Annotated in this window: 12 protein-coding genes; 8 read left to right on the top strand and 4 right to left on the bottom strand. The window is 60.3% G+C overall.

Features of this window, described 5'->3' with window-relative positions:
• Positions 1-119 precede the first annotated feature (119 nt).
• Entirely contained in the window at positions 120-1,346 is a 1,227-nt protein-coding gene (locus ACVOL0_RS07490; protein ID WP_481548541.1) for an FAD-dependent monooxygenase, read from the top strand.
• Between the two features lie 464 nt (positions 1,347-1,810).
• Here the strand turns inward: ACVOL0_RS07490 and ACVOL0_RS07495 are convergent, their stop codons facing one another.
• On the bottom strand, positions 1,811-2,695 hold the full coding sequence (locus tag ACVOL0_RS07495) for a methylenetetrahydrofolate reductase (RefSeq protein WP_481548542.1): 885 nt from the start codon (positions 2,693-2,695) through the stop codon (positions 1,811-1,813).
• 158 nt (positions 2,696-2,853) lie between these two features.
• Positions 2,854-3,777: a LysR family transcriptional regulator gene (locus tag ACVOL0_RS07500; protein ID WP_481548543.1), complete on the bottom strand. Its 924-nt coding sequence runs from the start codon at positions 3,775-3,777 to the stop codon at positions 2,854-2,856.
• Between the two features lie 125 nt (positions 3,778-3,902).
• Here ACVOL0_RS07500 and msuE point away from each other — a divergent pair, with 125 nt between their 5' ends.
• The 3 genes from msuE to ACVOL0_RS07515 are packed head-to-tail and all read left to right on the top strand — an operon-like array spanning position 3,903 to position 6,599.
• Positions 3,903-4,517, top strand: a complete 615-nt coding sequence (msuE, locus tag ACVOL0_RS07505; protein WP_481548544.1) for an FMN reductase — start codon at positions 3,903-3,905, stop codon at positions 4,515-4,517.
• 44 nt (positions 4,518-4,561) lie between these two features.
• Positions 4,562-5,545, top strand: a complete 984-nt coding sequence (locus ACVOL0_RS07510; protein ID WP_481548545.1) for a DUF1852 domain-containing protein — start codon at positions 4,562-4,564, stop codon at positions 5,543-5,545.
• Positions 5,546-5,570: 25 nt separating this feature from the next.
• A complete protein-coding gene (locus ACVOL0_RS07515) occupies positions 5,571-6,599 on the top strand; it encodes a methionine synthase (protein ID WP_481548546.1) in 1,029 nt (342 codons plus the stop codon).
• A gap of 124 nt (positions 6,600-6,723) precedes the next feature.
• On the opposite strand, the gene ACVOL0_RS07520 is transcribed toward ACVOL0_RS07515, so the two are convergent.
• Entirely contained in the window at positions 6,724-7,284 is a 561-nt protein-coding gene (locus ACVOL0_RS07520; RefSeq protein ID WP_481548547.1) for a dihydrofolate reductase family protein, read from the bottom strand.
• A 471-nt stretch (positions 7,285-7,755) separates the two neighbouring features.
• Between ACVOL0_RS07520 and ACVOL0_RS07525 the strand changes: the two genes are divergently transcribed.
• Positions 7,756-9,327, top strand: a complete 1,572-nt coding sequence (locus ACVOL0_RS07525) for an SDR family NAD(P)-dependent oxidoreductase (RefSeq protein WP_481548548.1) — start codon at positions 7,756-7,758, stop codon at positions 9,325-9,327.
• 144 nt (positions 9,328-9,471) lie between these two features.
• Here the strand turns inward: ACVOL0_RS07525 and ACVOL0_RS07530 are convergent, their stop codons facing one another.
• Positions 9,472-10,212 (bottom strand): lysoplasmalogenase, encoded by a 741-nt coding sequence (locus ACVOL0_RS07530; protein WP_481548549.1) that lies wholly within the window; start codon positions 10,210-10,212, stop codon positions 9,472-9,474.
• Between the two features lie 290 nt (positions 10,213-10,502).
• Here ACVOL0_RS07530 and ACVOL0_RS07535 point away from each other — a divergent pair, with 290 nt between their 5' ends.
• From ACVOL0_RS07535 to ACVOL0_RS07545, 3 genes are all read left to right on the top strand, one after another.
• On the top strand, positions 10,503-11,672 hold the full coding sequence (locus ACVOL0_RS07535; protein WP_481548550.1) for a M23 family metallopeptidase: 1,170 nt from the start codon (positions 10,503-10,505) through the stop codon (positions 11,670-11,672).
• A 46-nt stretch (positions 11,673-11,718) separates the two neighbouring features.
• Positions 11,719-12,327, top strand: coding sequence for a DNA-3-methyladenine glycosylase (locus ACVOL0_RS07540; RefSeq protein WP_481548551.1), 609 nt, complete (start codon positions 11,719-11,721; stop codon positions 12,325-12,327).
• Between the two features lie 433 nt (positions 12,328-12,760).
• Positions 12,761-15,187: an aminotransferase class V-fold PLP-dependent enzyme gene (locus ACVOL0_RS07545; RefSeq protein ID WP_481548552.1), complete on the top strand. Its 2,427-nt coding sequence runs from the start codon at positions 12,761-12,763 to the stop codon at positions 15,185-15,187.
• The last annotated feature ends 57 nt before the right edge of the window (positions 15,188-15,244 follow it).

Below are 15,244 nucleotides of genomic sequence, written 5' to 3' on the forward strand. Positions count from 1 at the left end.
GAAAGTATCCAATTTTTGCACACTAGTTCTCCCCATTGGCTTAATCCAACATGCCCTTTTCAACAGATGTGCTGCGGTGGGATTTGCACCCGGCACCGTACGAACAGGAGAGCCTCTGCGTGGAAATTGGAATACTCGGCGGCGGTATTGCAGGCCTGAGCGTGGCACTGGCATTGCACCAGAAGGGATACAGCCCGCGGGTCTATGAGCGTCGTGCAGCACCGGCAACCATGGGTGCCGGCGTGACGCTCTGGCCCAATGCCAGTTTCGTGCTGGAGGAACTAGGCCTGCTGCAGGACATCAAGGCGATCAGCGGTCGTCCGCAGGCAATGCGCCGCCAGGATGCTGCTGGGAATTCATTGGGAGGCCTCGATATCGGCTTGCTCGACCGGACCATGGGATACCCAACCTACACGGTGCTGCGCAGGCATTTGCAGGAGGTGTTGCTGGAGCACGTGGCACGGGCAAGTATTCCGGTGGAATTTGGACACCAAGCCGTAGCCATTGAACTGGATGCGCATGGCAGGGCCATGGCGCAATTCGACAACGGTGCGAGCATCCGCCCGGATCTGCTCATTGGTGCCGACGGCCGCATGAGTTCGGTCGCGCGCAAGTTTGTCGCAGGTGACAACACCCCTGTCTATCAGGGCTTCGTGAATTGGATCGGCGTGGCGCAGGGGCAGGATGCGCTGGTGGACGATAGTGCGATTCGGGACTTCTGGGGCGCGGGTGTGCGTTTTGGTTGCGTGCCGATTCGCCATGAACTGGTGTATTGGGCTGCGGCGCAGGCTCGACCTGTGTCAGAGGCCATACCGAGCACAGACATGCGCAAGGAAGTCGAGGAGCTGTTTGCGGGATGGCCCGAGCCGGTCGCGCATATCATCCGAGCGACGCCAGCGAATGCGATCCGATTGATTGCGATACATGACTTGGAGCCGCTGCATACGTGGAGCCGGGCGAATGTGCTGCTGATCGGTGATGCCGCGCATGCGCCATTGCCTACGTCGGGGCAAGGTGCATGCCAGGCGCTGGAAGATGCCTGGCATCTCGCCAGGTGCATGGATAGCGCAAGCGGTGGCCTGGGCGACGTTTTCCAGGCATTTTCGGCAGTACGTGCCGCCAAGACCGCAAGACTGGCGGAACAAGGCAGGGTCTTCGCACATGGATTATTTGCCACCGATCCTGAGTCCTGTCGCATCCGCAACGAGCGCGCCAAGGCCTCCGATCCTGTGCGTGACGTGCAGGCCTTGGCTGCCGGGTGGGGACAGGGCCTGCCAATCTCTGGCTGCACAGATGACAGCCCTGTGCGAGAACTTGGCGTTGGCAGCCTATACCGTATTGATTGACGCGCGTGGGCAGGACTGCATGCAGCGATGCAGAAAAGCCTGTTTCCACGCATGCAGTCAGGGACGGTCTGAACACCCCAAGCGGCTGATCAACGTTGACACATATGCCGGGTTGAGCACTCCCATGCGTCATGCGTGCTTCAAGCCGCGCTTGCTCTTGAGCCTGCTGATTGGCACCGGCGCCCCATACAACGCGTCTTCAATGCACCATCTACTTCAGCATCGGAGAGGCCGAACTCGGCGGCCATCGCATGGTCGCCGGGCGCTCCAGGCTGGCCTTTCCGAAATCAGCATTGGTTAGCTTCACGATCTGGGAGGCAGCGGGTTGCTGCAGCGCGGCTGCCTGTTTCTGTCCCCGAACGGCACCGCATTGGACACAAGTGGTGCCATCGCCTTCACCCCGGAAGCACGGCGCAGTTACGTATTCCAGGCACTGGCTATGGATACCTGGCAGCCAAGCGACATCAATGCAGAACTCGATGCCCGTCCAAATGGCAGCGGGCACGGAATTCCTCCACCCATTCCACTGTCCGCGCGATGCCTCCAAATGGAAAAAAGTGCAGGCTTACCCTTCCATGTGCCTGCGTCAGGCCCTTGCCCAAGCGGTCGATAAACCGATCAGGTCCCGCTGCACCCAGCAGTTTGCCGATCGACATGCCGTAGTTGGACAACATTGAAGCGCTTGCACTTACCCCGCACATCGCTGCATAGCGCGCAAGCATGGCAACGCTCGCAGGACCTGGCACTCCCACCCGCACCGGATGCTCGATACCGCGCTGGCGGAGCTCGCCCAGCCATGTCAAAACGACATCGGCGTCAAAGCCGAACTGCGTGACGATCAGCGGCGCCATCCCACGGCGCTCGATGTCATCACATTTGCGCGCAAGTACCTCCCAGCGCGCAGCTTCGCTCATCACCGAATGACCCTCCGGATGCCCGCCAACACCCAACACCTTGATGCCCGCACGCTCGAACACGCCGGTTTCAATCAACGAAGCACTATCGGGAAAGGGCCCCCGGGCAGTACCCAGGTCACCAGCGATGACGAAGCAGCGCTCAACCCCTGCTTCGGCGACCATCTGCGCCAAGTGCGCTTCCAGCGCCGCATATGAGGCGATTCTGCGCGCGGGGAAATGCGGCACAGGCGTGAACCCGAGTCCGCGAACCGCAACAGCAGCAGCCAGCCGTGCGTCATTTTCGTCGGTCGCAAGATAGGGAATGAAGACATCTGAGCCGGGCGCGATCCGGGACGCAGCATCGCTCAATGCGTGAATGGCTTTTACAGCCACCTCGAGCGAGTAGCTTTGGCTGAGCAAGTTGGCGAGTTCGGTCATATCACGAGGAATCAAGGTTCTAGCGGTATCTGGCGGCCACGTGAGCATCCAGTCTGTCTGATCGGCCCAGCCGGAATCACTGCATGCGTGGGGTGAAGCACGAGATGCTTCTTCTGGACGCGCAGATCATCATCCACGCCCAACCCTTCAAGCCTGCGCTTTGCGGTCGCCGCTCATCGTTTCATCACCTTTCCGATGTCAGCGGCAGTCACGGTCGCGAAGTTTCTGGCCAGTTCAAAGAAGGCGCGCACGTAGTCGATGCTGGTGTCCGCTTCGCGTGCACCCAGAAAAATCTGCTTGGCGATACCACGCGCGCCAAGCCGCACCGGAACCACGTCCATCCGGCTTGCGTATTCTTCCACCAACCAGCGTGGCAACGCCGCCACGCCACGGCCGCTGGCCACCATCTGCACCATGATGTCGGTGGTTTCAATGGCCTTGTGCCTGCGCGGCGTGACACCTGCAGGGAGCAGAAACTGGCTGTAGATGTCCAGGCGCTCGATATCCACGGGGTAGCTGATCAAAACCTCCCGGGTCAGCTGTTGCGGCTTCACGTACGCTGCCGGGGCCAGGGGATGATCCTTTGCCACCACCAGCACCTGCTCGTAATCAAATACCGGCTCGAACTTCAGGCCTGGTTTGAACAAAGGATCGGGGGTGACCAGCAGATCGATCTCGTAACCGAACAATGCCCCTATGCCACCGAACTGGAACTTCTGCCGGACATCGACATCCACGTCCGGCCAAGCGTTCAGGTAGGGCGACACCACTTTAAGCAGCCACTGGTAACAGGGATGGCATTCCATGCCGATACGCAGGGCACCGCGCTCGCCCTGCGCGAACTGTCCCAGCCGCTCCTCCGCCAAGTCGAGCTGCGGCAGCACCCGGTTCGCTACCGCCAGCAAGTATTGGCCGGCCTGGGTGAGGCGCAGGCTTCTTCCCTCGCGCAACCAGATCTCCGTGCCCAACTGCTGCTCCAGCTTGCGGATGCTGTGGCTCAACGCCGACTGGGTCAGGTTCAACACGCCAGCGGCGGCCGTCAATGAACCTTGCTTTTCAACCTGCTGGACGATGCTCAGGTGGATGCGCTCAAGCATATGGATGAATATTTTTCATGGAATGGTGAATTAATACCATTTTACCTCATCGAACGCCGTGGCTAGGATCAACCGTCGGCACCACTCCATTCAGCTGACCAGATCCGGGCTTCAAGAAGGCAAACATGACACACACGCTTCCGCTACGCATTGTCGCCGTCTCCGGCGGACTGCAACGGCCCTCCAAGGCAGCAGCACTGGCCGAATACCTGTCGGACCTCATTGCGGCCGAAGTCGCCTGCGAACAGCACTTGGTGGAACTGGGCCAACTTGCCGCCCATTTTTCAGGCACGGTCAGGCGCTCGCAACTGCCCGAACTGGTGGAGACGGCACTGGCAACGGTTGAACAGGCCGACGTGCTGGTGGTCGCCACCCCGGTCTATCGCGGGTCCTACACGGGTCTGTTCAAGCACTTCTTTGACTTCATCGACCAGGACGCTTTGGTAGACACACCGGTGCTGTTGGCCGCCACCGGTGGCAGCGAGCGCCATGCCTTGATGATCGATCACCAGTTGCGGCCGCTTTTCAGCTTCTTCCAGGCACGCACATTGCCGCTGGGCGTCTACGCGACCGACCGCGACTTCGCAGGCCAAGGCCTGCACAACGTCGACCTGATCCAGCGCGCCAAGCTGGCGGTGGAACGCGCCTTGCCGCTTCTGGCGCTTGGCCGTGAGGCAGGCATCGGGATCGCCGGGAAAGTGGCTGCGGCCAGAAAGAACAACCACACCGAAGCAGCTTGACGCTGTGCCGGATTCCCCCGCACAACCCACGGTAACGGGCCGCAATGAAACAGAACTTTGAATTCAGTATCAAACGCATTCGCTTCGATGAAAACTATCAGCCATCGGACAACACGCGGTTGACCACCAACTTTGCCAACCTGGCCAGGGGCCCCAGTCGCCAGGAGAACCTGCGCAACACATTGAAGATGGTGGACAACCGCTTCAACAACCTGGCTGACTGGGACAACCCGACGGGTGATCGCTACACAGTCGAGCTGGAGATCATCTCCGTGGAGATGGACATGGGTGCTGCAGACGCGGCCGCTGTCTTCCCGCTGATCGAGATACTGAAGACCATCATCATCGACGGCAGGACCGGCGCGCGCATTGAAGGCATTGCCGGCAACAACTTCTCCTCCTATGTGCGGGATTACGATTTCAGCGTGTTGCTGCCTGCTTACAACGTCAACCGCTCGGTATTCGGCACGCCGGAAAACTTCGGCGAACTGCACGGCAAGCTGTTCAAGCATTTCGTGGCTTCCGATACCTACAAGGCACACTTCAGCAAGCTGCCGGTGATCTGCATCAGCGCATCGAGCAGCAAGGTCTACCAGCGCACCGCCAACCAGCACCCGGTGCTGGGCGTGGAGTACCTGCAGGACGAGCTCTCCTCGACCGACCACTATTTCGCCAGAATGGGCATGCGGGTGCGCTATTTCATGCCGCCCAATGCAGTTGCACCGTTGGCGTTCTACTTCTTCGGCGACCTGCTGGGCGACTACACCGACCTGGAACTGATCGGCACCATCAGCACGATGGAGACCTTCCAGAAGATCTATCGGCCCGAGATCTACAACGCCAACTCGGCCGCCGGCTGTGTCTATCAACCCAGCCTGAAGCACCAGGACTATTCCCTGACCAAGATCGTCTATGACCGCGAGGAGCGTAGCCAATTGGCTGTCAAGCAAGGCAGGTTCACGGAAGAGCATTTCATCCGGCCCTACCGCCAGACGCTCGAACAGTGGGCCGCCAACTGCGCGCTTTGATCACCACCTGGAACTAGATTCAATCATGAGAAAACTGTTGCCCACTTCAACCGCCGGTAGCTTGCCCAAGCCGTCCTGGCTGGCCCAGCCCGAGAAACTCTGGTCGCCCTGGAAGCTGCAGGATGAGGAGCTGGCTGAAGGCAAGCAGGATGCCCTGCGTCTTTCGCTGCACGAACAGTTGCAGGCCGGTATCGACATCGTCAGTGACGGTGAGCAGACCCGCCAACACTTCGTCACCACCTTCATCGAACACCTCGACGGCGTTGACTTCGAGAAACGTGAGACGGTGCGCATCCGCAACCGCTACGACGCCAGCGTGCCAACCGTCGTTGGCGCGGTCAGCCGGCAGAAGCCGGTCTTCGTCGAGGATGCCAGATTCCTGCGCCAGCAGACCAAGCAGCCGATCAAATGGGCCTTGCCCGGCCCGATGACGATGATCGATACGCTCTTCGATGATCACTACAGGAGCCGCGAGAAGCTTGCCTGGGAATTCGCCAGGATTCTCAACCAGGAAGCCAAGGAACTGGAGGCCGCAGGGGTCGATATCATCCAGTTCGACGAACCTGCCTTCAACGTATTCTTCGATGAAGTGAATGATTGGGGTGTCGCTGCCCTTGAGCGGGCCATCGAGGGGCTCAAGTGCGAGACCGCCGTGCACATTTGCTACGGCTACGGCATCAAGGCCAATACCGATTGGAAGAAGACGCTGGGCTCGGAGTGGCGCCAGTACGAAGAGTCCTTCCCGAAGCTGCAGCAATCCAATATCGACATCATCTCGCTGGAATGCCAGAACTCGCATGTACCCATCGATCTGATCGAACTGGTACGCGGCAAGAAAGTAATGGTAGGTGCCATCGACGTGGCCAGCGACATCATCGAAACCCCCGAGGATGTCGCCAATACACTGCGCAAGGCACTCAAGTTCGTGGATGCGGACAAGCTCTATCCATCCACCAACTGCGGCATGGCTCCGTTGCCTCGGCAGGTAGCCAGAGGCAAGTTGCATGCACTCAGTGCAGGTGCTGAGATCGTTCGTCGCGAGCTGGTCGCCTGATTCCTGTAGCCAGGGCAAGCGACGCGTACCCGGGACAGGATGCGACAGATACCCGAGGCGGGCGTTGAGGCCCGCCGAGGTGCCCACCGAACGGTAATAACCTTGTCCTCCGAATCAGTCCGTATCAACCACCCGCACGCCGGTACCGCATGGCAACTGCGCCGTTGCGCAGCGGCGTCGATGACATCAGCTCCAGCCGTCGCGCGTTGGTCAATCCGCGCTGGTAAAGGGTCGGGCCGTGCCCGGCGATTCTGGGGTGGACGAGGAACTGGTACTCATCGATCAGATCCAGTCGGTCCAGCTCGGTTGCGAGCATGCCGCTACCAAGGAGCACGCCGGCGGGTGTCGCATTCTTGAGTTTCTGCACGCCTTGGCGCAAATCGCCGGTGAGGTGATGGCTGTTGGTCCACGGGAACCCGGTTCGCAGCGACGACACCACATACTTCGGCTTCACTTCCAGCTTGGTCGCCCAGTCGCGCATCGTCGGCGTGACCTGTTCGTCACCACGGGCCACCGCTGGCCAGTAGGCCTCCATCATCTCGTAGGTGACGCGGCCCCAAAGCATCGCCCCGGCCTCGTCCATGAGGGCACTGAAGAAGGCGTGGGTTTCGTCGTCGGCAATCCCCTCTTGATGGTCGATACAGCCGTCGAGGGTAACGTTCAGGCTGAAGGTAAGAAGTCCCATGCGAGCTCACTCAGAGTTGGGCGTTCCACTGGATTGTCGCTTGTCGACGAATGCACCGCAGCACCGGCCCGACATCAGCCACGCGCACCTGCCAGCACGGCGTCTTGCGAAACGCCAACCAAGCCCCTGCCCTTGCCCTGCCGGTCAAAGCGGCGAAAGTGCGTCCACCTGCTGGTAACGGCAGCAGTGCCCTGCACTCAGCAAACAGGTGGGGACGATAGCTGCTGCTTGCTCGACCAGTGAGGCATGCCCCCTCGGGGCCGCCCAAACCCCACCTTCAAGCGGCCAAACAGCCCCAGGTGCCGCCTGTCCTGCACTTGCTTCAGCTCCGGATTGGCGCCAACCCCCTGATATCTGGGACAATTGCCAGCGGCCAGACGTTTCCGGTCCGCTACAGCATGGACCCGCATCGAGGCGGTCATCGCTCTGCTGTCCATTCACGGCTTGCCGCCGCTCTTCCCGGATTGTCATTTGAACACCACCGACCCTGCTGTTGCCCCTGCCCTACCCTTGGCCGATCGCCTGCGCGAAGCGCTGGATCTACTGGAGGCGATTGAAGCCGACCGCGGCATGCTCGAAGCGCTGCCCGAAGCCGACCGTGTGCGCCTGCACCAGGTGGTGGCCAAGGTCTTCCACCCCGAGCCAAAGGCGCGGCGGCAGATGCTCAAGAAGCAGGCCCGCGAGCGCCACCAGGAGAAGGTGCGCAAGTCCGAGGCGCTGCTTGAACAGACCGGTATCCGCGCCCTGCGTCGCAAGCCGGTGTTCAGCACACCCAACTACTTTCCGCCGCATGCCGCCGGCCTGCACGATGCCAGCAATGGAGAAGGCGCTGCCGCCGCCGAGGAGCCCGTGCATTCGCCGGAACTGCGTCATTGCTATGTCTGCAAGCAGAAATTCACCCAGTTGCATCACTTCTACGACCAGATGTGCCCCGCCTGCGCCGATCTGAACTACATCAAGCGCACCGAGACCGCCGACCTGCGTGGACGCGTAGCGCTGCTGACCGGTGGTCGGGTCAAGATCGGCTACCAGGCCGGCTTGAAGCTGCTGCGCGCTGGTGCCGAGCTGATCGTGACCACCCGCTTCCCGCGTGACTCGGCGGCCCGCTATGCCGAAGAGCCCGATTTCGCCGTGTGGGGCCACCGCCTGCAGGTGTACGGGCTGGATCTGCGCCATACGCCCAGCGTGGAAGCCTTCTGCAGTGAGCTTCTCGCCACCCGCACGCGCCTGGACTTCATCATCAACAACGCCTGCCAGACCGTTCGCCGCCCGCCGCAGTTCTACGCGCACATGATGGCCGGCGAAACCGCTGCGGTGCAGAGCCTGCCGGAAACCATCCGCAAGCTGATCGGCAATTACGAAGGCCTGCGCAGTGCCGACCTGCTGCCAGTGGCGGCAGCCGCGCTGCCGTCGCCACACGCAGTTGGCAAGGACGGGCTTACCCGCGCGGCCGAACTCTCACAGGTACCGCTGCTGGCTGATGAACTGCTTGGCCAGCGCCATCTGTTCCCCGATGGCCGCCTGGATCAGGATCTGCAGCAGGTGGATCTGCGCGACAGCAATTCCTGGCGTCTGCGCATGGCCGAAGTGCCCTCGGTGGAGCTGCTGGAAACCCAGCTGGTCAATGCCATCGCGCCGTTCATCATCAATGCGCGCCTGAAGCCGTTGATGCTGGCCACGCCCGAGCGCGACAAACACATCGTCAACGTGTCGGCGATGGAAGGCCAGTTCTACCGCAACTTCAAGACCACCCGCCATCCGCATACCAACATGGCCAAGGCCGCGTTGAACATGATGACGCGCACGTCGGCGGCCGATTACCAGAACGACGGCATTCACATGAACAGCGTGGATACCGGCTGGGTCACCGACGAAGATCCGGCCGGCCTGGCCGCCCGCAAGGTGCAGGAAGAACGCTTCCACCCGCCGCTGGACATCATTGACGGCGCCGCACGCATCGTCGACCCGATCATCCACGGCTTCAACAGCGGCGAACACGTCTGGGGCCAGTTCCTGAAGGACTATGCGCCTACCGATTGGTGACACAGCAAAGGCCGGTTGAATCGGTGATTCACCGGCCTCGCCTGGCGCACGGTCAGCCATGGGATTGCTGCCTGCACCTGGCCGATTGCCAGGTCGCTGGTACCCCACCATGTTCGGCTCAGCTCATCAAATAAATCCAGCGGTCTACGCCACGCCCCTGGTTGCCGAGTGCTGTAGCAACAGCACAGTTCCGCCACCTGGAACGACATGATCCTGCGCCGCGCATCGGCCGACGCCTGCATGCACCACACCAACCGACAAGGCGAGAAGGATCTGCGCCGCGTAGTAGAGTGGCAAGCCCCAAAGCCGATTGATCGCACCCCGTGCCACGAAACGGTCACGGGCGACAGCTACGTCCGAGATCGCAAATACCATCGCCCCTACCGCCAGCAGCCACACCCCGGTTGCAGCACTCGCAGCAATCGCCATTGCACACATGGCAACAATGGCTGCCACATACGCGGTAACGGCGACACGATAGAAGGCTTTCAAATGCCCCCAAAGCCATGCGAGAACTGCCGCGCCAATACCGCCGACCAGGACAAGCGCTGCCAACAAGACCAGGCCGTCGATAGGCAGAACTGCAAACGCAAAACAGAAAGCCACATGGGCAAGCAGGAAGCTGGCGAGACCGAACAGAAAAATGCTGCTTTTCTGCGACAGCAGAAGGACGTCGCCCAGCCAGCTGAGTGCCAGTGCAGACAGCATGGATCGGCCAAACACGGATGCGGTCGCGTCGAATTGGAGCGCCAGCGTCACGAACGCGGTGCTGGCAATGACCTTCAGCAGGGCTTTGCCGATTTTCCAACCGCGATAGTCGCATAGCAGCAGCGCGCTGCAAGCGACAAGACAGACACCGATTGTGAAGCCTGTTTCAGTCGCCATGGCAGTACGCACTCCCCAGCGCAAGAGCTATGCCGAACCACGACGCTGGATCGACTTGAATAAGAACCCGGCTGCAATCGTGCCGCCAATCGCTTCAGCAACAGCCAGCACATGATGCCTGCAAAGCTTGCCCAAGCCTATGCCCTGCAAGCAATGACACTGACTGTGCCCAGGCCCTGTTACCAATTGTGACGAGGCGCTTTCGCGATACTCTGCCACGGCCCGGCCACCGCCTGCACCACGGCGCCATCGAACACCATCATCGCGACGCATACCAAGAGGATCTGCAGATGAGGCTCCGCAACTTCACCAGGCTGGGACTACTGCTGCTATCCGTTTTCGCGCCCTCCCTTCCGGCAAACAACCCGGCTGCGCCGGTAGAGGCCAGGGTCCCTTTCGCCCCCACGGTATTCATGGGCAGCGACGGCCTGGCCCACCTCGCCTACGAGCTTCACATCACCAACTTTTATGCAGATACAGGCCCATTGGCCCCCCTGCAGCTGCAGGTCGGATCGGACACCTCGGACGTACCCTTGCTGGTCCTGGACAGCACGCAACTGCGCGAGCAGGCCCGGCCCACGCCCACAGAGGCCGAAGCGCTTACGATTCCTGCGGGGAAGCGGCTGGTCATCCTCATCTGGATCACCTTGCCAGCAGGCGCGGTAGCGCCGCATCGGCTCACACACCAGATCGACTTCGAAACCGACAAGCACACAACTGTTACGCTCGATGGCGCAACAACAGCCGTCAGCGACCTGAAGCCGATACCGCTTGCAGCCCCTTTGCGTGGCGGACGCTGGCTAGCACATGAGGGCCCCGGCTCAGTTCGGTCCCACCATTGGGGCAGTCTGGTAGCCGTCAACGGTGCGCTCACGATTCCTCAACGTTACGCATTGGATCTGGTTGGCATCGATCAGTCCGGCAAAGCATTCCACGAAGGTGCAACCACGCTGCAGACAACGCGCCGCGAAAATTGGGTTGGCTATGGCTGGGACGTGGTCGCAGTCGCCGATGGCATAGTGCGAAGCACACGCAACGATGCACCTGAGCACCCTCCCCTCAGCCCGCAGCCCGAACCTGCTGCTTTGACCGCCGATGGCCTGTTTGGCAACTACGTCGTGCTCGAACTCGCACCAGGCGTGTTTGCCAGCTACGCCCACCTGAAGCCTGGCAGCCTCAAGGTACAACCGGGGCAGCGCGTCCACCGCGGCCAGCTGCTGGCGCAGCTTGGTCAATCCGGAAATTCCTCAGCCCCACACCTTCACTTCCAGCTGTCCAACGCCGCAACATTTGAAGGTTCCGAAGGCATCCCCTACCTCTTTGATGCTTTCGAGGTACTGGGGCCAGAGGCTGAAGCCCAGCTGTTTGGACAGGGTGGCCCTTGGCAACACCCACCACCGTCACCGCACCAGCGGCAGTTGCCACTGAATGATATCGCGATCCGATTTCCGGACCCATGAGCATTCGTCGCCAGCGGCTATCCAGCACCACGGTCGAGGTCGCCGTATGAAGCCCTTGCTTCAAAGCACCATTGTCCTGCCGCGTGAGTTCTATCGCCGCCATCCCACCGTGGTAGCACCGGATCTGCTCAACAAGATACTGGTCCGTGACGATGGCCGCTGTGTACGTATCGTTGAAGTAGAAGCCTATGCCGGTAGCGAAGACCCTGCCGCGCATTCCTTCCGCGGCAAGACAGCGCGCAATGCCACGATGTTCGGCCCCGCAGGTCATCTCTATGTCTATTTCACCTATGGCATGCATTGGGGCAGCAACGCAGTGTGTGGTGACGTCGAGCAAGGCATGGGGGTGCTGCTCAGGGCTGCGCAACCCATGCATGGCCTGGATCTGATGTATGCACTCAGGCCCGCTGCAAAGCGCTCAAGCGACCTGGCCAATGGTCCGGGCAAGCTTTCCCAGGCAATGGGAATCAACCGTGCGCACGACGGCGCTGACCTGGTCAATGGTGATCGTGGCATCCGCATCGTGTCCGACGGCATGCTTCCCCCTGCAAGTCCCGGCCAAGGTCCCCGCATTGGCATATCTAAAGCGGTGGATCTGCCATGGAGATGGTGGGTCGCGAACAATCCCTGTGTTTCCGGAAGAAAACCGAAGTAGCGCACTGATTTCGGGAAGTGCCAACCACAACCGCGCCCTTATGGATAATTGAAACAGCGCTTCGCATTGAACACCCCTACACTTCTTCACATCGGACGCAGCCGCTGAAAGTAGCGGCAACACTTCGACCTCGTCACCTCAGTACGAGGCATCTCTGTTTGCTTCTGCTTCTACCTTCGCCGGGGAACGAAACGATTGCCGACTTGTCCTTCACGCGCGCGGGGAGCCGTCTGGCAAGCAGACCACTCGGCCCTGCGAAGTCCGAAGCTGCTCCAACCTTCCGGAAAATGAGCCATCCATCATGGAATTTACGGTTCCCGCGCCAGCGTAAGCCTGTTTGACGTCTGTACGGAGAACCCGGATTGACCGGTCAGACTTCTCAGGTTAAGAGGCAGCGATCCAACCAAGCAGCAACTGTCCCCGGGAGCCAGCAATGCATGATGCAGCGCAGCACCACTGTAAGACGGTATCTGATCAAAAATGGTCGCTCAGTAGCTTCATGGAGTTCTACGAGCGCGTATTGGGCCCCCGGCTGTTCAAGCCCTATGGCCAATTACTGGTGCAGGAAATACGCCAGGAAATCGATCCAGCCGCGCCGCCGACGCACATCCTTGAAGTTGCCTGTGGCACGGGCCTTATCACCAGTCATCTGTATGGCGATCTGGCCAAGCAACTGGGTATACAGCTTGTCGCCACCGATCTGTCCAAAATCGCCGTGGATGTAGCCAAGCGCGTGCTCAGTGAGGAGTTGCAGCGCGAGGTCACCTTTCAGCATGATGTTGACATGGCGGATCTTCCGTTCGAGGACGACAGTTTCGACATCATCGTCTGCGGCTTCGGGCTGATGTTTCCCCCCGATAAAGCCCGTGTCGCCCGTGAGTTCAAACGCGTGCTGCGTCCCGGCGGGAAAATCTACGGCACGATGTTTCACTACAACGAGCTATTCGATCTGGCCCGGCGATTATCACACAAACATTTCGGCACCCCTTCCGCCATCATGGATGCGGCACTCAGTTTGACCGACCCCGCGCCCATTACCCAGGCGTTTGCCATGGAAGGTCTTGATCGTGGCATCAGCGAGGTCACAACCTCGCACCCCCACGCGTTTTTCCTCGACGATGCGAGCACCCGTGAATTCATCTTCAATGCCTGCATCCTGCTGGAGGAATTCAACCAGTGCGATACCGCAATCCGCGAACAATACCTGGACAGCATGCTTGGCGAATTCAACGTGCAAGTACCAGACCGAAACTATCAAGTGAAGGCGTGGCTGCTGCGCGGGCGGTTTGATCAAGCCGACGAAGAGCCAACAGAACCCACGCGGGTTCCGGACTTCTCCGAATTGACCGATTTCCGGCAACTCACCGCCGAGGTTGCCAGTATCGAAATGGACGCACCTACTCCGTTACAGCATTCGCAGTTGTGGACGTATCACGCCGTCAAAGCGGCCTTCCTCGCGGAGAATCCGGCCTATCCCGACGCAGCCGTTGAGGCCTTGCGCAGAACCGAGTTTTCCCGGCTGGACGCACAGCAAACAACCTACCTCGATCATGTAGGTGGCACCTTGCCACCGGAAACACTGCTTGAAAGGGACTTCCAGGTACTCAAGGCCACCATCCTGGGTAATCCACACAGCGGCGGGCAGGCTTCCAGGGAGGCCCACGAGCAAGCGCGGACGGAGATTTTTCGTTTCTTCAACTGCTCGCCAGCGGACTACGAAATCATCTTCACCGCCAATGCCAGTAGTGCAATCCGCCTTGTGGCCGAGTCGTTCCCGTTCGAGGTTGGTTCCGAAGTGTTGTTGAGCAAGGACAACCACACCTCGGTCCATGGCCTACGCGAGTACGCCAGGTCCAAAGGTGCCTCGGTCAAGTACGTGCCCTTGGACAATGCCTTGCAGATCAACGATGGCCTGATGCAACGCGCACTGGCCCAGCTGGTACCGGGGCATCCGCACCTGCTCGCCTACCCCGCGCAATCCAACGCGACCGGCATACGCCATGACTTGAAGTGGATCCGGCTGGCGCAGGAACGTGGTGCAATGGTGTTGTGTGATGCCGCTGCATTCGTACCGCAGGCAGCTCTGGATTGCACGGCGCATCAGCCGGACTTCATCCCCGTTTCTTTCTACAAGATGTTTGGCTACCCGACCGGCGCAGGCTGCCTCATCGCAAAGCGCTCCTCGCTTGCCAAGTTGGCTCCGCTTTCTTTCGCTGGAGGATCGGTGTGCTACTACTCCGGCCCCTGGTCGCCCACGGACCGGCTGCTATACCGTGACGATGGACAACGATTCGAGGTGGGCACTCCCAACTACGCTTCGTTCCCATCCATCGCATACGGGCTGCAGTTCATCAACCAACTCGGGCTGGATCAACTCAGCCTGCGTTCGACAACCCTGGCCCGGTGGCTGGAGGTGCGCCTGCGCGAGCTGCGCCATGACATCAAGAGCCAGACTCCCTTATGCCGCACCTACGGGCCTGCGCAGCAGCACAAGGGGGCAACGATCATGTTGAATTTCTTTGATTGCTACAACGCGATTCTTCCACATGCATTGATCAGGCGAGCGGCTGATGCATTCGGCATCAATGTGCGCAACGGCTGCTTCTGCAACCTGGGCGCCGTGCAGCAAGCCACTTACACCACCGCAGGTGCCGAGCATTGCGAGCTGGACAAAACCGGGAAAGTTCTCGACTGCCGAACGTTCGACGACAAGATACTTGGCAAGGGCGACTGTGGCGCAGTGCGGGTCTCTTTCGGGCTTGGCTCCAACTTCGCCGATGCCTATCGGTTCTATCTTTTCGCCAGATGCCTGCTCAATCTTGAACACGCGCGGCTGGAGGAAGCGGTAAACGTCATGTAATCCATCCCCCAGTGCGGCCGCTCTGATACAGCCGCAAACCTGCATGCGCTGGCCCCT

The sequence above is a fragment of the Stenotrophomonas sp. STEN021 genome, from assembly GCF_056760175.1.